This is a genomic window from Cobetia sp. Ld8 (genome assembly GCF_045066615.1).
Lineage (GTDB): Bacteria > Pseudomonadota > Gammaproteobacteria > Pseudomonadales > Halomonadaceae > Cobetia > Cobetia amphilecti.
Window position 1 is genome coordinate 1,210,248 of sequence record NZ_JBISHF010000007.1, and the last position, 18,238, is coordinate 1,228,485.

Consider the following 18,238-nt stretch of genomic DNA (forward strand, 5'->3'; position numbering starts at 1 on the left):
TTTCAGTAGGACAGACACAGAACGCCGCAGCGCTGACGCTGCGGCGTTCATGTTTCAGTCCCTTGCAGTGATACATGTCAGGTCGTGGGAAACCGCACCAATGAAGCGTCTTCAGGCAGCGTTGTGCACACTGACTGAAGGCGCTTCACTGCCGCCCCTGTTTCCCTGCGACTTGCCCTAGCGCTGATAGCTGCCCTTGCCCTTGCGCGCCTTTACCACGCGTTGCTTGAACATCGGGGTACGCAGCACCGCCTTGAGCGCATTGTCCTGCACCTTGCGCTTGTGGGTCATCGTGTCTTCTCCTGTCGTCGATGAATCAACACAGCGACTATAGACCTCGCCAAGTACAAATCAATCCCTGGCGAGGGACTGAACACTGAAAATACAGCATCGCCAACTCAACGATATGGGTTGAGTTTCCAGCGACTCAAACGTGCGTCAATGACGTGGTCATGCTCGGGTCACTCAGCATCATCAGCGCCTGCGGCTGCGCGATGACCCGCTCCGGCGCCATGCTGGCCAGACGCTCGGGGCTCTGCCATCCCCAGCTGACGGCAGCGGCACGACACCCTGCCTCGTGCGCGGCGCGAATGTCGCTGACGGCGTCGCCCACCATCCAGCTGCGCTCCACCGCCACTTGCGGCGCCGCCAACAGACCCGCCAGCTTGGCCCCCTTGCTGCCCGCGATCTCACCGCCCAGCACTTGTGACACGCAATCCGACAGACCGGCGGCGGCGAGCGTGGCACGAATCATCTCGCTGTGATTGGCCGACAGCACCATGACGTCGCCCTGTTCGGCGAGTGCTGACAAGGCCTCGCGCATGCCGGTGAAGACCGCCGGCGGCGTCGCCTGGCGGGTATAGGCAAAGACATGCGCGGCAAAGCGCGCGACGGCCTCGCCCGTGAAGCCCTGCACACGCGCCATCTCCTCGAAGGTCACGTTGTCCAGCGACTCCCAGCTATCGCGTTCCAGCACGATCGTCCGCCCTTCCAGGTGCGCCGCATGTGCACAGGCCTTGAGGCACAGTGTCAGGCTGTCGGCAATCACACCATCAAAATCAAAGACATATAACGCCTTGTTCATTCTTTTGCTGCCTCAGCTGCCTGCAAGGTATTGCTCAACGGCTCGCGCTCGCGAGTCGGAATCCGCTCATCGCGCTGCAGAGCGATCAATTCATCGAGCGCCTCCAGCGACTGGGCGGCCTCGAGCGTGTCGTGGAAGAAATAGCGGCGACTGTCATCCATGTAGAGGTGCAGGTGATTGACGATCTGCTCCTCGCCTATCATCAGCACGCCATAGGCCGGCGGCTCATGACTGCCGGCGAGACAATCCGCCGCGGAGACCAGATCCAGCCCGACCTGATGATTGACGCCCGGCAGGGTCGAGAACGAGAGCCCCCGCCAGACACCGCTGGCCGGACGATGCACATGCCCGAACAGCAAGTGCTCGACGTTGCCATGCCGCTGGATCACATCATGCAGCGACTGTGAATTCTGCAAGTGGATGTCGTCCATGTAGCGGATGCCGAGGGCCATGGGCGGATGATGCAGCGCCAGCAGGATACGGCGATCGTGATGCGCAGCCAGACAGGCATCCAGCCACGCCAGGCGAGACTCACACAGCAGACCACCATGCTCCCCCGCGACGGCCGAATCGAGCATCACCAGCACGCAATCATCGGCGTCGGGTCCGAAGGCATGCGCATACTGCACGAAGCCATCGTCATCACAGGGCAGCTCCGGGAAGGCGGCCTGCAGAGCCTCACGCGCATCGTGATTGCCCATGCCGAGGAAATACGGCATCGACAGCTCTTCCAGTACCTCACGCAGCGCCTGGAAGGCGGCCGGTTCACCGCGATCGGTCAGGTCACCACTGATGATCACGCCCTGAGCATCGCCGTGGCGCAGATTGATATCGGCGACGGCAGCCGCCAGCCGTGCACGTGGGTCCAGCCCGTAAAGTCGCTTGTCAGGGGCGACCAGATGGGTATCGGTCAGATGAATCAGTTTCATGCTATCGCGCGTTCCATGAGTGCCACCTTGAGGGGCCGCCATTATCAAGCTCTCAGGTGACGACTGCGTGACGCACGCCACACTCTCTTCGCGCAAAGCCAATCGGGTGCAATGGCACCTATCAAAAACGCCGCAGCGCTGAGCGCTGCGGCGTTTGATGTGCCGGTCATGATGCCCGGAGGGTCACGGCGTCTTCTTGCTCTCGAAGGACGCTTTCTCGTGGCGCAGGATGTTGGCGCTCAGCGCAATGCAGACGCCAGCGGCGACCAGCAGGCACACCGCCACGGCGCCAGAGTTGCTGAAGAAGAAGGCGTAGTTGCCAGCGTGTACCACAGTTTCGACAGTTTCCATTGCAAGACTCCTTGCGAAAGCGGATATCGGTTGGGTCTACCAGGACTGCAATAACGGGGCCAGTCAGCGCTTATCTCGACAGACCGGCCTTTTCAGAATGTGCGCCGGGGCTCAGCTGATGTCAGGACGCTTGTCCATTGGCGCCGCGACCACCCCACCGGAACGTGCCGGCACGCTGGAGCTCGTCTCGGAGGACAGGCTTTCCGGATAGGCCTTGGCCGGGACTTCGAACAGGTCCAGACCCAGTACCTCGACATGCGGTGGCACACGCAGCAGGTTGAACTTCTTGAGCAGATAGGCCACGCCCCAGCCCGGAATGAAGCCCGTCAGCGCCATCACCACCGCGCCGGTCAGCTGGCCGGTGAAGGAAACGTCCGGCACGCCTTCGCCGACATTCGGGAAGCCGGCCGCGAAGATGCCCACCAGTACCACGCCGTAGAAGCCGCAGAAGCCATGCACCGCGAAGGCGCCGACGGAATCATCCAGGCCACGCTTCTCGAGCAGTGCGCCGATCTTCGGCATCAGGGCGCCACCGGTGACCGCCAGCACGAAGGCCAGGCCCGGGTTGTAGAGATCCAGCCCCGCCGCGACGGTGATGATGCCGCCCAGCGCACCGGACATGGTCCAGAAGGGATCACGCGAGGACAGATAAGCACCGATCACGCCGCCGCCGAAGCCCATCAGGGTATTGAAGGCGAAGGCAGAAAGGTTGGTGCGATTGCCGTAGATGGTGGTCCAGCCGATGTCACCGGTGTTGAAGATGATGCAGCCGCCGAGGAAGCCGAAGAAACCGACGATGATCAGCATCAGGCCGATCAACGTCATCGGCATGTTGTGCGGCGCGATCACCTGCGGCTTGCCATCGTCACTGTACTTGCCGATGCGCGCGCCCAGATTGAGCAGCACCCCCAGCGCGAAGAAGCCGGCCACGGCGTGCACCACACCGGCGGCGCCGACATCGTGGTAGCCCAGCTTGTGCAGCATCCAGCCATCCGGATGCCAGCCCCAGGCGCCCGCCATGATCCAGACACCGGCGCCGAGAATCACCGCCAGAATCAGGAAGGCCCCCAGGCGGATGCGTTCGATCACCGCCCCCGACAGGATGGAGCCGGTAGTCGCGCCGAACAGGGCAAAGGCAGCGAAGAAGATGCCGGTGCCCATGTCATCGGCGTCCGGACGCATGCTCGCGCTCCACGGCAGAGCGGCGGACGCCTCGATGGGGATCAGCCCGTTGGGGAAGGCGTTGTAGATCCACCAGCCCACGAAGTAGAAGGCGGGGATGATCGAGGCCAGCGTCAGCACGTTCTTCATGCCGGATGCCAACGCATTCTTGGAACGCGAGGCACCGATCTCATAGGCCAGAAAGCCTGCATGGATCAGGAACATGATGGCGGTACACCACCAATAGAACACCTCGATGTTCATCGCCTGATGCATATCCAATATGCTTTGCAACGTCTTTTCATCCATCGTCTTTTCTCCTTTACCGGAGCCTGTGGATCAGCGCGCTTCACTGTGCAAGCGGCACTGCCCGTCCGGGGGTTGTTGTTGTTTTTCAAGGGGACCTGCTGGATAAAGCAAGCGACATGCCAGATGACCCTGATTGGCCACCCTCAGCAATTCGTTGTTTTTACTGCATCATTCTTGAAACCGAGGACTCCTCTTCAGATATGAAGCCCATGAAGCCTTCCCTGCGAGGAGGATGGGCGTTATTGAGGCATGCCGGCCACGGCATGCACCGTGAGATGACTTGCAGGGCGCTGCATATACGCAGGTCATTGCGCGCGACTTATCTCTCATGCTTCCCCTCCTGGCAGTGAGATCAGCTACGCACCTTGAGGCGCTCCGGGTCATGGAAGGGCAATGTCACCACCTCGGCGGCGAGGCGCTTCTGATGGCCATCCAGCTGACCGATCTCAAGCTGGGTTCCCGGGCTTGCGAAGTCCGGTGCCAGGCGGCACATCGCGATGGAGCGATCGAGCAGCGGCGACTGGGTGGCACTGGTGACCACGCCCACCGGATAGCGGCCGTGATAGACGAGGTCGCCATGGCTGACCAACTCGCTGCTGTGCATCTTCAGGCCCATCACGCGATGCCGTGATTCCGGCGCCTCGCGTTGCAGCGCTGCCCGCCCGACGAAGTCATCCTCCTTGCTCTTCATCGGCACGGTGAAGCCGATGCCCGCCTCATAGGGGGAGGTCTGCGGGCAGAATTCATGACCGGCGAAGATCAGCCCCGCCTCGATTCTCAGCATATCGAGGGCATCCAGTCCCAGCGGCGCGATGCCATGGGGCTCACCCGCCGCCCAGATCGCCTCCCACACGGCCGGGGCGTCCTTGGGATGGCACCAGATTTCATAACCGAGCTCGCCGGTATAGCCGGTACGCGACACCATCAGCGGAATGCCATCCGGCCCCGACAGACGACCGATCATGAAGCGGAACCAGCCCAGCCCCTGAACGTCTGGCTGGGTACGCGCATTCCAGATCAGCGGCGCCAGCACCTCGCGGCTCTTCGGGCCCTGCAGCGCGATGTTGTGCAGCTGATGAGTGGAGTCACGCACCGTGACGCGATAGCCCTGGCGCTGGGCAAGCTCCCTGAGCCACTGGCCGCTGGCCGGGTCACCGCAGATCCAGCGGAAGGTCTGCTCGCCCATGCGGAACAAGGTGCCATCATCGAGCATGCCGCCGGTTTCCTGACACATGGCCGAGTACACCACCTCGCCGATGGAGAGCCGTCGTACATTGCGGGTCAATGCGTATTGCAGCAGGCGTTCGGCATCGGGGCCGGCGACCTCGAACTTGCGCAGCGCCGAGAGATCCATCATCGCGACCCGCTCGCGGCAGGCCAGATATTCGGCCCGCGCGCCCCACCCTTCGTAATGCGTGGCCAGCCAGTAGCCGTGGTAGTCGATGAACTGCTTGGTCAAGGCGGAGGTGCAGGGATGAAAGGCGGTGGGCAGTGTCATGCGCGGCAATTCCTCGGGCCGATTGCGATAGGCGATCCCACGGGGGAAATCATGTTCAGCGGCGTAGATGCGCACCTGGATATCGGTCGGCACCCAGCCATTGGCGGCGTCGATGTCATCCGGACAGGCCGATGAGGCGCAGATGAGGTCACGGTCGGCGCGCAGCAGCACGTAATCGCCGGGGCGCGACCAGGGCTCGTCCACCGCCAGGGTCCCGCAGGGCTCTACATAGGCATTGAAGAAGAAGTTGATCGCCGGCCAGCTGGCACGCTGTTGAATGCCATGCGACGCCGACAGGGCGTTGTTGAAATTGATCGTGCAGCTATCGTGGCCGAAGTAGCCGTGGTGTTCGTAATACTGCGGCGAACAGGCGAGCATGAAGCTGTCATGGCGTCCCACCGTGTCCTGCACCACTTCCAGCATCGGATGCAGGTGCTGATCGAAGAACACCGAATAGAGCCCCGGGTTGGGCATGCAATGACCGGACAGGCTGCGCGTGGCGCCGGCGTCCAGCCCCAGCTCTTCACCCTGCGCCCAGGCATTGGCATCGAAGGCCACGAAATCGGAGCACTGGCGACCCGCCACATCGATGATCTGGATCCACTCGCCCTGCTTGACCTCATAGACCTCGACCGTGCCCGCCGAGACTCTCGTCTCCTGCTTGATCGGCGCCAAGGGCGCTGGCAGCTGCTCCTGCCCCACCAGCCCCTCGCAGAAGTGCGAGACCTCAAGCTCGGTGGCCAGATGCTTGCCATCGAGCTGCATGTCATCACCGGGAGCCAGCAGAATCAGGCGCGCGGCAGGTGCTTCACGCGGCCAGCGAATCTCGGCCGGCAACCCGGCCACTGACAAGCGCTGCCACTGCGACAGTGGCACCTGCGCGACTCCCAGCGCTGCCAGACGCTGCTGGGTGAACGGACTTCGTGCCTGCTCGGCCTTACCCTCTTCTCCCCCTTGTGGCTGGCTGGCAAAGGCATGTTCTTCCAGACAGGTGATGCTGGCGTAGCGCGCGAGTGTCAGTCCATCGACTGTGTCTGCAATCTCTCCAGCTTCTGCCCCTCCAGCTTCTGCCCCTCCAGCTTCTACCACCCCGTGCTGTCCCTCCCGGCCCCCTGGCGGCAATAGCAGCCACTCGCAGGCCTGGGCACCATCGACGGATGACACCTGCACGCTGTCCCCCGGCGACAGCTCAAGCGCCAGCGCATCCAGCCCGGGTATTCGATAACGATACGGCTGGCACGGCGTGGCAGCGGGTATCTCGACTGCAAGCTCCATCGTGGTGATACCTCTTGTGGTCATGGCAAGTGGGTTCGGCGTTGCACGCGTGATGGGGCGAAGCAGCTCCCCGATGTGCCTGGATGGTGCATGTTCCCTTCTGTGACGCACCACGTTCTTCATGGTTAATTAAATTTACTCACAGTGGAGATCGCGACAATCCATCAAGAGAGTTACCCATGAAGGGGTAAGCCGTTCACTGGCATGAAGCTTGCTCATCAAGCTTGCTGGCGCGACATCGCAAGCCCGAAGAAAGAACCCCGAAGCAGGAAGTAGAGAGAGGAGCTCGCATGCAAGTCATTCTCGCCGCAGGGAAGGAAGGCAAGGTGCCTGCTGCACGAACGGCGGCCGCCCTGGTTAATGCCCGCCGTGCCGACGAGCCACTGCACTCCTCCCCCGGCGATGCGAGACGCGAGACGCCCAAGCTCGACGCCATCACCCTGGGCATCGCCACCTGCGCTGACCTCACGGAGACGCTGCCATCATTGCTGGGAGAGCTGCTGCGAGAGCTTTGGGGAGAACTTCAGGGAGAGAGGATGGGCCTCTTCAGCCAGCAGGTTGCCGGCACTCAGGCTTGCTCACGTCCTGTCGAGAGCTGCGTGCTGCATCGTGGGGTCGATCAGCAACGCCATGAGGTGATCGCACCGACTGGCCTCGCCCTGCCCACAAAGACGCGTCAGACCCTGCAGGAGACCGTCAGCCAGATCGCCCATGACGCGCACGCCAGCCGCCAGCCGTTAGCTGTCTCGGGCAAGCCCCACGGGGTATTGATCGCCCTCACGCACACCACTGACAGACAGGCGACAGGCGATGACTGGTTGTGGCTTGGAGAGCCGGCCGCCGCAGCCCTCGAATCAGGGCCCGCGAGCGCCGTCATCGATGCCCTGAGCCGTGGCCTGGCACTGCATCAGCAGCAACAGGCGCGTCACGCTGAAGACAGGAAGGCAGCGGTGGCACAGGCGCTGAAGAACGAGCGCCGACATCTGGCGGCGGAGCTGCACGATACCCTCGCCCAGGAATTGAGTTATCTGCAGATGCAGAGCGCACGCCTGAATCGCGCCGCCCGCCATGCGCCACAGGAGGTGCAGGCACTGGCCGAGGACGTGCATACCCAGGCGCGGCGCACCTTGCGCCAGACCCGGGAGCTGATCAACGGCGCGCACGCCACCTGGGGAGACGCGCCGCTGGCCCGCGTGCTGGATGACTTGATCGAGGAATTCGAGACACGCTCAGGGATGGTGTTCGAGCTCGACAACCGCATCCAGTCACTGCACCTCCCCGATGCCCAGGCCCTGCAGGTGATGTTCATCGTGCGCGAAGCGATGACCAACAGCGTGCGCCATGCCCGGGCCACCCACCTGCGCCTGCAATTGCTCTATCAGTCTTCAGGGCCTCATCAATCTTCAGGGCCTCAGCCGGCGGAGCGGGTGTTGCTGACCATCGAGGACAACGGCTGCGGCTTTGACCCCGCCGACATCGCCCCCGCCCATTTCGGACTGGGCATCATGCAGGACCGCGCGCGCCAGCTCGGGGCCGACTTCGCCATCACCCAACCCCGCCAGGGCGGTACCCGCGTGACACTGAGCTGGGAGCGCCACGACACATGACCGTGACTCGCCAGGTGCCCTCGACACACCAGACACCCTCGACACCCCCGACACGAGTCGTGCTTGTCGACGACCATCCGCTGTTTCGACGCGGGCTTGCCGAGCTTTTGAGTGAAGGTGGCCTGTTCGAGGTCGTGGCCGACTTCGATGACGGCACCGATCTGCTTGACGCCCTGTCCACCCTCACCCCGGAGCTGGTGATCGTCGACTGGCAGATGCCGCAGCTCGATGGCCTGACCCTGATGCGCCATCTCAAGCAGCGTGATGCCACTCTCAAGGTAGTGCTGCTGACCGCCTCCGATGACAGCCGTCACCTGCTGGATGCCATCCAGCAAGGGGCGGATGGCTACCTGATGAAGGACACCGACCCCGAACGCATTCTCGAGCGCCTGCAGGCCGTGGTCGACGGCAAGCTGGGGCTGGAAGAAGAGACCTTGCTGCTGCTCGCTCGGCGTCTGCAGCAGGACCACCGCCAGCGCGAACAACACTCGCAAGCTCAAACGCATAAACAGCAGCATAAACAGCAGCAGGAGCGGGAGCAGACTGAGGCACCGCCAACTGTGGCGAATCCCCCTGCTGGCCCCACGCTCGACGGGGCCGCCGCTCTCGACCGACCCACGACACCTGACTGGCCCACGGCAGCTGACTGGCCCAAGGCACCTGACTGGCCCACGGCACCTGAATGGTACGAAGGCCTGACCGAGCGTGAACGCGATACCCTCAAATGGATCGGGCGCGGCCTCAGCAACAAGCTGATTGCCCGCGAGCTGGGCATCAGTGACAGCACGGTGAAGGTCTACGTCAAGAATCTGCTGCGCAAGCTGAACCTGCATTCGCGACTGGAGCTGGCCGCCTGGGTCTACGCTCACCCGCTGACGCCCGCGAGCGATGCCAGCCGAGCGCTCGCCGAGGACGCGACAGGCGCCGAAACGGATACGACCCGGGCCAAAAAGGAGAGCCTGCGATGATGCGCTTTCTCGAACAGTTCGCCTCCGCCTCGATTGCCTCGCCCGCCTCGACTGCCTCGCCCTTCAGCGCACAGGCGATTCTCGATGGGCTGAGTGATGCCGTGCTGGTGGTGAATGCCGACAGTACGCTGCTGTATGCCTCGCGCGGCTGGCAGTCCCTGAGCGGACACGAATCGCGCGACCCACGGGAAGACATGCCAACCGCCACTCGAGCGGACGGGCACGGCACGGCAGCGCAGCGCCTGCGCGATGCCCTGCACCCCGCGGATCAATCGCGCTGGGACATGCTCGCCCGCCACGTTTCGCGCCGCGAACGCCCTGACTGCTGGCGATTGCGCATCATGGGGGCGGACCACCACTATCGCTGGTGTGAAGTGCGCAGCCAGTCGCTCTCGCTGGCCTCGCCCTGGCCCGCCACGCTCACCCTGCATGACATCAGCGAGCGCGTGCAGCAGGAGCAGATCGACGCCGCCAACCTGCGCAGCCTGACGCGGCTGATCAAGGGGCTGCCCGCGATGGTCTATCGCGCGCGCAACAACCGCCACTGGTCGATGGAATACATCAGTGACGGCTGCCTGGCCATCACCGGCCTCAGCCCCCAGCAACTGCTCGACCATCCCTCCCTCACCTACGGCGAGATGATCCATCCCGAAGATGCCGACCGCGTGTGGGATCAGGTGCAGGCAGCCCTTGAGGCCCGCACCCCCTTCACCCTTGCCTACCGCATTCGCCATCGCGACGGCGAGGTCATCCGGGTGCAAGAAAAGGGCCATGGCATCTATTCACCGGATGGCACGCCCTTGGCGGTGGAGGGCATCATCTTCGCCGTCGACACTTCGGATATTCCAGGCGTACCGCCATCGACTGAATCATGAAATGAGACATGAACTGAGACATGAACTGATGTACCCCTTTATGGCTACCCTTTCCGAGCAATGTGCAGCCGGACCACATCTCGCTAGCCTGTTTCGTTGTCAGTGTTTCACGACGTCACCACGTCCTGAAGCCTCGGATAACGCATGAAGACACAACAAGAACAGGAAGGTATCCATGACCCAACGTATCGCGATCATCGGTGCAGGACCCAGTGGCCTGGCTCAATTGCGTGCCTTTCAATCCGCCGCCGACAAGGGCATCGAGATTCCCGAGATTGTCTGTTACGAAAAGCAGGATGACTGGGGCGGTCTGTGGAATTACAGCTGGCGTACCGGACTGGATGCCCACGGCGAGCCGGTCCACGGCAGCATGTATCGCTACCTGTGGTCGAATGGCCCCAAGGAATGTCTCGAATTCGCCGACTACTCCTTTGAAGAACATTTCGGGCGCCCTATCGCCTCCTATCCGCCGCGTGCGGTGCTGTTCGACTACATCAAGGGGCGCGTCGAGAAGGCCGGCGTGCGCAAGTACATCCGCTTCGGTTGCCCGGTGCGCCAGGTCACCTTCGATGATGCCAGCCAGCAATTCACGGTCAGTGTGCATGACCAGGCACTCGATCTGGTGACCAGCGAAAGATTCGATCACGTCATCGTGGCCTCCGGGCATTTCTCGACGCCCAATGTGCCGGAATTCCCCGGTTTCTCGAGCTTCAATGGCCGCATTCTGCATGCCCACGACTTCCGTGATGCCCTGGAATTCAAGGGCAAGGACCTGCTGTTGCTCGGCAGCAGCTATTCCGCCGAGGACATCGGCTCACAGTGCTACAAGTATGGTGCGCGCAGCATCACCACCAGCTATCGCACCGCCCCGATGGGCTTCAAATGGCCGGACAACTGGGAAGAGAAACCGCTGCTGGTGAAGGTCGATCGCAATACCGCCTATTTCAGTGACGGCAGCCACAAGCGCGTCGATGCCATCATCCTGTGCACCGGCTATCTGCACCACTTCCCGTTCCTCGAGGAGTCGCTGCGCCTCAAGACTGCCAACCGCATGTGGCCGCTGGGGCTCTACAAGGGGGTGGCGTGGGAAGAGAATCCGCGCCTGTTCTATCTCGGCATGCAGGACCAGTGGTACACCTTCAACATGTTCGATGCCCAGGCCTGGTGGGTGCGTGATGCGATTCTCGGCACCCTGCCCCTGCCGTCATTGGACGCGATGCGTGCAGACAGTCTGGCGTGGCGGGCCCGCGAGGAAACGCTGGAAAGTGATGAGGACATGATTCTCTTCCAGGGCGATTACGTGAAATCGCTGATCGAGGAGACCGACTACCCGAGCTTCGATATCGATGGCGTGAATCGCACCTTCCTGGAATGGGAGCATCACAAGCACGAGAACATCATGACCTTCCGCGATCACGGCTATCGCTCCTTGATGACCGGCACCCTGGCGCCCAGGCATCACACGCCGTGGCTGGAGGCGATGGACGACTCGCTGGAAGCCTATCTGGCCCAGCCTTCCGAGGCCGCGACACCATCCGATGCGGAATCAGACATTCAAGCGACGACCACGCCGCTGGCCTCCTGACGCTCCTGGTCACAAGGGCGCTTGTTCAAAGGGGCTTCTGGTCTCAGGGGTTCGTGTTGACAGGGGCTCTGGCCAAACAAGGCTGCACGAACGACTTGCCAGGCAGCAGGTGGAGGGTCAACAGGTGGAGGGACAACTGGCGGAGGGGCTCCCTCCGCCTTTTCCTGCATCAAAACATCAACAAAAACTCATATAGACTGATGTTGGATATTGATGAAACGCAGGCCTCTCACAGGTGATGAAACACCGCATTTCTCGACACCCCACAAGGACACCCGATCACCATGCGCATCACGCTCTACTTCCTGATCTCGACCCTGTGCGAAATCGGCTGGGCCACGGGCCTGAAAGTCGCCGACAGTCCGCTTGAATGGGCACTGACGGTGCTGCTGGTCATCATCAGCCTGAGTCTGGTCACCCAGATCGCCAAGACACTGCCCGCCAGCACCACCTACGCCATCTTCGTTGGCCTGGGCACGGTGGGGACGGTAGTCGCTGACCTGCTGTTCTTCGATCTCGAATTCCAGTGGTCCACGCTGGGCTTCGTGGTGCTGATGCTGATCGGCATCATCGTGCTCAAGACGGCCCCCAGCGCGCCTGCCGACAAGCAGCCTCGCGCAAGTGCCACACCGCAGACCACCCTCAGTGAATGACCAGGAGTGACGCCATGGATTGGGTCTATCTGATCGCCGCCGGCTGCTGTGAAGTCGTCGGCGTCACCGGTTTCAACCAGTACGCCAATCAGCACCGCCGCATGGGCGTGTTGCTGGTCGCGCTGGGCTTCAGCTCCTCCTTGAGCCTGCTGTATCTGGCCATGGACACCATCAGTCTGGGCATCGCCTATGCCGTGTTCTCCGGCATCGGGACCGTGGTCAGCGCCATCATCGGCGTGCTGTTCTGGCGCGAGCACTTCTCGTTTCGCCGCATGGCCTGCATCGGCGTCATCGTGCTGTCCATCGCCGGTCTGCACCTGTCCGGCGGGCATTGAGCGCCGGCCGGCGCTTGATTATTGCCACATGTGCAATAACCAATTGCCGACAGGCGCCTTTTTCTACCCGCGCCAGTGCACTAGCCTCGTGAACCAGCCTCCCGGACTCGGCACCGCAGGCACCCGCCTGAGTGCCTGTCCCTGCGGCATCCTCTGACAACCCATCGTGAAGGAGGTCTCGTTCATGTCAGCGCCCGTCCCTACCCGCATGGCGTTCGTCAATTATCAGCTCGACCGCCCGGAAGGCCTGCAGATCAAGGTGGACCCGAACGGCGAGACCGGTCGCCGCATCGAGCCGGAGCATGACCGCCGCGGTGTCAGGCTGCAGGACCTGCGCGCCACACCGCCCAGCTTCGCCTGCCAGGGATTGCTGTTTCTGGATACACCCGAGCTTGCCGTCGATGTGCGCGATGCCAAGGTTCGCGATCGCCTGCACACGCCGGCCATCGAGGCATTGCTCAAGCAGCAGCTCGGCGTCAGTGAAGTGCAGGTGTTCGACCACACCCTGCGCGGCTTCGAGGGTGAGCGCGTGCCGGCGCAGCATGTGCATGTCGACTACTCGCCGCGCTCTGGCCCGCAGCGCCTGCGCGATCTGCTCCCGCCCGAGCAGGCGGAGCAGTGGCTGAGCGGCCACTACGGCATCGTCAATGTCTGGCAGCCAGTCGAGCAGGCCGTCGCACGCGACCCGCTGGCCTTCGCCGATACCCAGAGCGTGCAACACGAGGACTGGGTCAACATCGACATCCTCTATCCGGACCGCTGCGGCCAGATCCAGGGCCTCGTGCACAATCCGGCTCACCGCTGGTACTTCGCCTCACGGATGCGCCCCGACGAAGCCATCGTATTCAATGCCTTCGACAGCGCCGGCAAGCCGCCGGTCGCGCATACCGCGGCCGAGCTGCTCGATACGCCCGACGATGCGCCGACACGCACCAGTCTCGAGACGCGGGTATTGGTCCGCTATCCCGACTGAGGTGACACGGCCGTTGGTTGAAAACGGCTGGTCGGTGGCGGCTGGTTGAAAATGACTGGTTGGTGGCGGCTGAGCGCCGCGGTCGAGATGGCAGACACCTGGCCCATCCGGGTAGCTGCCCCTCGCCCGCCCCTCGCCCGAACTTAACGGCACTCGCCGCCAGATGACCGTCGTCCAGGCCTCCCTCCTTGCAGGCCTGGCGGCCACCGCTTGGCGGACACCACTTGGCGGCCACCACGTTCTCGTCACACATTCTTCGTCATTCAGGAGCTTTGCCATGAGCTTGTCTTTCCATGTCGTCCGCCACGAACGCGGCTTCTCTCCCACGCCCCTGCCCATCTGGACCGACAACGGCGACGTGTCTGATCTCTTCCAGGCCGACGCGGCGCCAGAGGTGGTCCGTCAGGAGGTCGAGGGTGTCCCGGGTGCCTTCCAGCTGCTCAATGTGCTGACACCCGCCGAGTGCGACAACTTCGTCGCCGCCCTGGAGGAAATGGGCTTCGAGGAAGATGCGCCCGTCTCCCTCCCGCGTTCGGTACGCCACAACCACAACGTCAACTGGGTCGTCAGTGAAGCGGTCGATCAGGTCATCTGGCAGCGTTCGGCACCGCTGGTGACCGAGCAGATCCAGGGCGAAGGCGCCAAGGGCATCAATGCGCGCTTCCGCGTCTATCGCTACGAGGCCGGCGACTTCTTCAAGCCGCATACCGATGGTGCCTGGCCAGGCAGTCGCGTCATCAATGACGAGATCGTCCAGGACGCCTATCCGGGCCTGATGAGCCAGTACACCTTCCTCATCTTCCTGAGCGATGGTTATACCGGCGGGCGCACCGAGTTTCTGGTCAGCCGTCGCGACCCCGGCAAGCCGGCCCAGTCGCAGGATGACATCCAGAAGGTCTCGGTCTCCACGCCCAAGGGTGGCGTACTGTGCTTCCCGCATGGCTCGCATCCGCAGCACTGCGTGCATGCCGGCGAGCCGATCCGCGACGGTGCCAAGTACATCATCCGCAGCGATATCCTCTACTGATGGCTGCCTGAGCAGCAGTGGCCAGGCGCCGCTTGGCAGATACCGCCTGGCAGGTACCGCTTGGTAAGTGCCGCTTGGTAAGTACCCAGCGCGCAGCCTGAAAACACGAAGGGCCCGATCTCTCGAGACCGGGCCCTTCGTGTTTTCCTGCGTGCCATTCACAGGGCTTGTCAGCAGGACAGCCGCTCGCGGCGGGCAAGCAGGAAGTCGACCCAGGCACGTACGCGCGGGTTGTGCTGATTCTCGCGCGCGAAGACGACGTGGATACCGGTGTCGAAATCCGATGAAGTGACCTGAAAGTCCTCCAGCACCGGCAGCAGGCGGCCACTTGCCAGCTCTTCCCGGATGGCCCAGAGCGGCTGCACCACCACACCGGCGCCCCCCAGCGCCGCCTGGGTGAGAATGTCGGCGTTGTTGGTGCGTAGCGCGCGGGCGCGCACCGAGATGCGATGCTCCCGATCGCCCTGCACCAGCCGCCAGTGATGATTGGCGGTGGTATAGCTGAAGGTCAGCAGACGGTGCTGCTCCAGGTCCTGTGGCTGATGGATAGGCGGCTGGGCGGCGAGGTAGGACGGCGCGGCAGCCAGCACGAAGCGCTGATCACTGATATGGCGCGCGATCAGGCTCGAATCTTCCAGATGGCCGATGCGCAGGGCCACGTCGAAGTGGTCCTCGACCAGGTCCACCCGCTGGTCGCTGCTGACGATATCCAGCGCCACCTCAGGATAGCACTGCATGAACTCGCTCACCAGCGGGGCCAGATAGAGGCGTGAATAGCGCCACGGCACCGAGATGCGCAGCGGCCCTGCGACCCGCTCACTCAGCGTTTCCAGCTCATCCTCCAGTTGATCCACCTCGGCCAGAATGGCGCGAAAGCGGATCAGGGCGCGCTCGCCGGCCGGCGACAGCCGTACATGGCGCGTGGTGCGCACCAGCAGCGGCTCGCCCAGCTGGCGCTCCAGATGATTGACGTGACGCGTCGCCGTGGAACTGGCGATATCCAGCTCCCGCGCCGCCACATTGAAGCTCTGATGCTCCGCCACCTTGAGAAAGGTGCGCAGGCGTTGGGTCAGTTCGTTCATGGTGCTCCTGCTGTGCCCTCCATCGAAAGGTCGGCGTCCTTGTCGTACAGCCAAGCGGCCAGACAACCGGTTGGCGCTCGCCAGCCACGAGCATATCATCGACGCACCGCAGGATGACCGCGACACGAGGATGAACGACATGGACATGATAAGCAGCATGAAAGGACTCGCCGGTGGCGTCCTGATCGGTCTCTCGGCAGTGATGCTGATGGCCTTTCTGGGACGTATCGCCGGTATCAGTGGCATCACGCGCGGTGCGCTGCTGGAATCAGGCCAGGACCGCCGCTGGCGTCTCGCCTTCGTACTCGGGTTGATCAGCGGCCCACTGCTGCTTTTGCTGCTCAACCTTGACTGGGGCAACGTGGCCGCAAGCACGGATGCGCTGATCGGCAATCCCACCAGCGGAGTGCTGAGCATGATGTTCGCCGGTCTGCTGGTGGGTATCGGAACAGGCATCGGCGGCGGCTGTACCAGTGGTCATGGCGTCTGCGGTATCGCGCGTCTCGCCCCCCGCTCGCTGGTGGCCACGGTGGTGTTCGTGACTGTGGCCATGCTGACGGTGTTCGTGAGCCAACATCTGCTGGGGGAGTCACCATGAAAACGGTCATCGGCTTTCTCACCGGGCTGGTCTTCAGCCTCGGGCTGACACTCAGCGGCATGACCGACCCCGCGCGCGTGGTCGGCTTTCTCGACGTGGCCGGAGACTGGGACCCCACGCTGATCTTCGTGCTTGGCGGTGCCGTCATCACCACCTTCCTCGGCTATCGCCTCGTCTGGCGGCGTGGCACTCCCCTGCTGGGCGAGCGCTTCCAACTGCCCACGCGTCGCGATATCGATGGCCGCCTGCTGCTCGGCGCGGCCCTGTTCGGTATCGGCTGGGGGCTGAGCGGTTACTGCCCCGGGCCTGCCATCGTCTCCAGCAGCGCCATGAGTCTGCCATTGGCAGGCTTTCTGGTGACGATGCTGCTGGGCTGGTGGCTGGCCACTCGTCTGACGCGCAATAGCTGATCTGACAACCCCGCCTTGAAACGCAAACGCCCGCCAAATGGCGGGCGTTTGCGTCTTCCTGCAAGGGAGATCGTCACGGCTAGACGATGCCCTTGGCCTTCATTTCGCGCAACACGGCGGCGACATAGTGCATCTCCTCCGGCGTGCCGAGTGACATGCGACACCAGCCATCGGCCGGCGGGAAGGCGCGCCCGATCAGCACGTGGCGTTCCTTCATCGCGGTCTGGAATTCCTTCAGCGGCCTGGAGATACGGTGGAAGACGAAGTTGGTCTGCCCCGGCAGATACTCCCAACCCAGCTCGTCGAACGTCGCCGTGAAGATGGCGCGCGCTTCATCGTTGCTCTGCTTGCTGTGGACCAGAAACTCCGGTGACTGCATGGAGGCCGTCGCCGCCATCACGCCAGGATACGACAGCGTCATGGCATCGTCTTCGACGTAGTGGGAGACGTGCTCGAGACGATCGACATCGCCGACGGCGTAGCCGACACGCAGGCCTGCCATGGCATGAATCTTGGAGAAGGTCTTCAGCAGCAGGACGTTCCTGGCACCACCAGCAATCAGGTGATCGGCGGAGCGGAAGGCCGGGTCATTGACGAATTCGGCGTAGGCTTCGTCGATGATGAACAGCGTATCGTCGCGGCTGTCGTTGACCCAGGCCTCCAGTTCATCGCTGGAAATGATGGTCGAGGTCGGGTTGTTGGGGTTCACCAGATAGACGATGGAGGGGCCGGAGTGGTCGGCCACGGCCTGCTTCATGTCGGAAATCTTGAATGACCAGTCCTCGCGCGAGGACGGCACCTTGCGAATGGCGAGGTCATAGAAGCCGGCATACAGGGCGCCATCGCCATAAGTCAGCTCGGGAATCACCAGCTGGGTATCGGGAGTCGCATGGGCCAGCACACTGGCACGGATCGCATCCGAGGAGCCCGGCGTGAACAGAATGCTCTCGCTCGGCACCTTGTGGTGAGTCGCCACCAATGACTGCAATTTGCCCAGATGGGCGAAGGGATAGCGATTGGAATGCGGGATGGATGCCGCTGCGGCACGCTGTGCAGACGGTGCCATACCCAGCGCATTCTCGTTGTAGTTGAGTCGCACCGGTGACTTGGCGGAAGGCTTGAGCACCGCCGCCGCAGGTGCCGTCTCCTTGGCCAAGGCACTGGGGATACCCGGCAGGAACTGACCCAACGCCGCCCCGGCAATTGCCGCCCCACTCATGCCCAGGAAACCACGACGCGAACGCGATGATGGAGAGCCCTTCTCAACCGCCTGAACCACAGAAGACTCCTGCAGATCCTTCTCGACTACGTCTGTCATCGTGTGTCCTTTGTCTGTCGCTGCTGCCCTTCCCCCTCGTGTGAAACCACACGGGCAATCGGGAGCCAGCCGTTGTTTTTGTATGTGCTAATAAAGCACCACCAACGTATAAGACTTTGGTGAGAGGCACAACGAAACGACGCGCCGGATCGCGCAACCATGCGCCGCGGCAAGGGCAACCCCTTGAGAAAGCTGCGCGC

At 62.9% G+C, this 18,238-nt stretch carries 18 protein-coding genes; 10 read left to right on the forward strand and 8 right to left on the reverse strand.

Going from position 1 to position 18,238, the window contains the following annotated elements; all coding sequences use genetic code 11:
- Nucleotides 1-177: 177 nt before the first annotated feature.
- The 6 genes from arfA to ACJJV2_RS09920 all read right to left on the reverse strand — a co-directional run bounded on the left by arfA (nt 178) and on the right by ACJJV2_RS09920 (nt 6,631).
- Nucleotides 178-291 (reverse strand): alternative ribosome rescue factor ArfA, encoded by a 114-nt coding sequence (gene arfA / locus ACJJV2_RS09895; RefSeq protein ID WP_405280446.1) that lies wholly within the window; start codon nt 289-291, stop codon nt 178-180.
- Between the two features lie 136 nt (nt 292-427).
- Entirely contained in the window at nt 428-1,084 is a 657-nt protein-coding gene (locus ACJJV2_RS09900) for an HAD family hydrolase (RefSeq protein WP_405280449.1), read from the reverse strand.
- Entirely contained in the window at nt 1,081-2,013 is a 933-nt protein-coding gene (locus ACJJV2_RS09905) for a phosphodiesterase (protein ID WP_405280452.1), read from the reverse strand. Before ACJJV2_RS09905 ends, ACJJV2_RS09900 begins: the two co-directional genes overlap by 4 nt.
- A 183-nt stretch (nt 2,014-2,196) precedes the next feature.
- Nucleotides 2,197-2,364 (reverse strand): hypothetical protein, encoded by a 168-nt coding sequence (locus ACJJV2_RS09910; protein WP_405280454.1) that lies wholly within the window; start codon nt 2,362-2,364, stop codon nt 2,197-2,199.
- Between the two features lie 111 nt (nt 2,365-2,475).
- On the reverse strand, nt 2,476-3,834 hold the full coding sequence (locus ACJJV2_RS09915) for an ammonium transporter (RefSeq protein WP_107335007.1): 1,359 nt from the start codon (nt 3,832-3,834) through the stop codon (nt 2,476-2,478).
- Between the two features lie 352 nt (nt 3,835-4,186).
- Nucleotides 4,187-6,631: a DUF1989 domain-containing protein gene (locus ACJJV2_RS09920; protein WP_405280458.1), complete on the reverse strand. Its 2,445-nt coding sequence runs from the start codon at nt 6,629-6,631 to the stop codon at nt 4,187-4,189.
- Nucleotides 6,632-6,897: 266 nt separating this feature from the next.
- Here ACJJV2_RS09920 and ACJJV2_RS09925 point away from each other — a divergent pair, with 266 nt between their 5' ends.
- The 8 genes from ACJJV2_RS09925 to ACJJV2_RS09960 all read left to right on the forward strand — a co-directional run bounded on the left by ACJJV2_RS09925 (nt 6,898) and on the right by ACJJV2_RS09960 (nt 14,630).
- Entirely contained in the window at nt 6,898-8,214 is a 1,317-nt protein-coding gene (locus tag ACJJV2_RS09925; RefSeq protein WP_405280461.1) for a sensor histidine kinase, read from the forward strand.
- A complete protein-coding gene (locus ACJJV2_RS09930; protein WP_405280464.1) occupies nt 8,211-9,182 on the forward strand; it encodes a response regulator in 972 nt (323 codons plus the stop codon). The genes ACJJV2_RS09925 and ACJJV2_RS09930 overlap by 4 nt, the downstream gene beginning before the upstream one ends.
- Nucleotides 9,179-10,057, forward strand: coding sequence for a PAS domain-containing protein (locus ACJJV2_RS09935; protein ID WP_405280466.1), 879 nt, complete (start codon nt 9,179-9,181; stop codon nt 10,055-10,057). The genes ACJJV2_RS09930 and ACJJV2_RS09935 overlap by 4 nt, the downstream gene beginning before the upstream one ends.
- A 175-nt stretch (nt 10,058-10,232) precedes the next feature.
- On the forward strand, nt 10,233-11,642 hold the full coding sequence (locus ACJJV2_RS09940; RefSeq protein WP_405280469.1) for an NAD(P)-binding domain-containing protein: 1,410 nt from the start codon (nt 10,233-10,235) through the stop codon (nt 11,640-11,642).
- A 284-nt stretch (nt 11,643-11,926) separates the two neighbouring features.
- Nucleotides 11,927-12,295 carry a multidrug efflux SMR transporter gene (locus tag ACJJV2_RS09945; protein WP_052384368.1) on the forward strand — a complete coding sequence of 123 codons (369 nt, stop codon included), beginning with the start codon at nt 11,927-11,929 and terminating at the stop codon, nt 12,293-12,295.
- Between the two features lie 14 nt (nt 12,296-12,309).
- Nucleotides 12,310-12,630 (forward strand): multidrug efflux SMR transporter, encoded by a 321-nt coding sequence (locus ACJJV2_RS09950; protein WP_043332225.1) that lies wholly within the window; start codon nt 12,310-12,312, stop codon nt 12,628-12,630.
- A gap of 184 nt (nt 12,631-12,814) precedes the next feature.
- Complete coding sequence (locus ACJJV2_RS09955) at nt 12,815-13,603, forward strand: CmcJ/NvfI family oxidoreductase (RefSeq protein ID WP_405280473.1); 789 nt, start codon at nt 12,815-12,817, stop codon at nt 13,601-13,603.
- A gap of 277 nt (nt 13,604-13,880) precedes the next feature.
- Nucleotides 13,881-14,630, forward strand: coding sequence for an oxidoreductase (locus ACJJV2_RS09960; protein WP_405280475.1), 750 nt, complete (start codon nt 13,881-13,883; stop codon nt 14,628-14,630).
- Nucleotides 14,631-14,800: 170 nt separating this feature from the next.
- On the opposite strand, the gene ACJJV2_RS09965 is transcribed toward ACJJV2_RS09960, so the two are convergent.
- Nucleotides 14,801-15,712, reverse strand: a complete 912-nt coding sequence (locus ACJJV2_RS09965; RefSeq protein WP_165873919.1) for a LysR family transcriptional regulator — start codon at nt 15,710-15,712, stop codon at nt 14,801-14,803.
- Nucleotides 15,713-15,851: 139 nt separating this feature from the next.
- On the opposite strand from ACJJV2_RS09965, the gene ACJJV2_RS09970 reads away from it, so the two are divergent.
- Both ACJJV2_RS09970 and ACJJV2_RS09975 read left to right on the forward strand, forming a co-directional pair.
- Nucleotides 15,852-16,310 carry a YeeE/YedE family protein gene (locus ACJJV2_RS09970; RefSeq protein WP_405280478.1) on the forward strand — a complete coding sequence of 153 codons (459 nt, stop codon included), beginning with the start codon at nt 15,852-15,854 and terminating at the stop codon, nt 16,308-16,310.
- On the forward strand, nt 16,307-16,720 hold the full coding sequence (locus tag ACJJV2_RS09975; RefSeq protein ID WP_043332231.1) for a DUF6691 family protein: 414 nt from the start codon (nt 16,307-16,309) through the stop codon (nt 16,718-16,720). The genes ACJJV2_RS09970 and ACJJV2_RS09975 overlap by 4 nt, the downstream gene beginning before the upstream one ends.
- Before the next feature lie 79 nt (nt 16,721-16,799).
- Here the strand turns inward: ACJJV2_RS09975 and ACJJV2_RS09980 are convergent, their stop codons facing one another.
- Nucleotides 16,800-18,038 (reverse strand): pyridoxal phosphate-dependent aminotransferase, encoded by a 1,239-nt coding sequence (locus tag ACJJV2_RS09980; RefSeq protein WP_405280482.1) that lies wholly within the window; start codon nt 18,036-18,038, stop codon nt 16,800-16,802.
- Between the last annotated feature and the right edge of the window lie 200 nt (nt 18,039-18,238).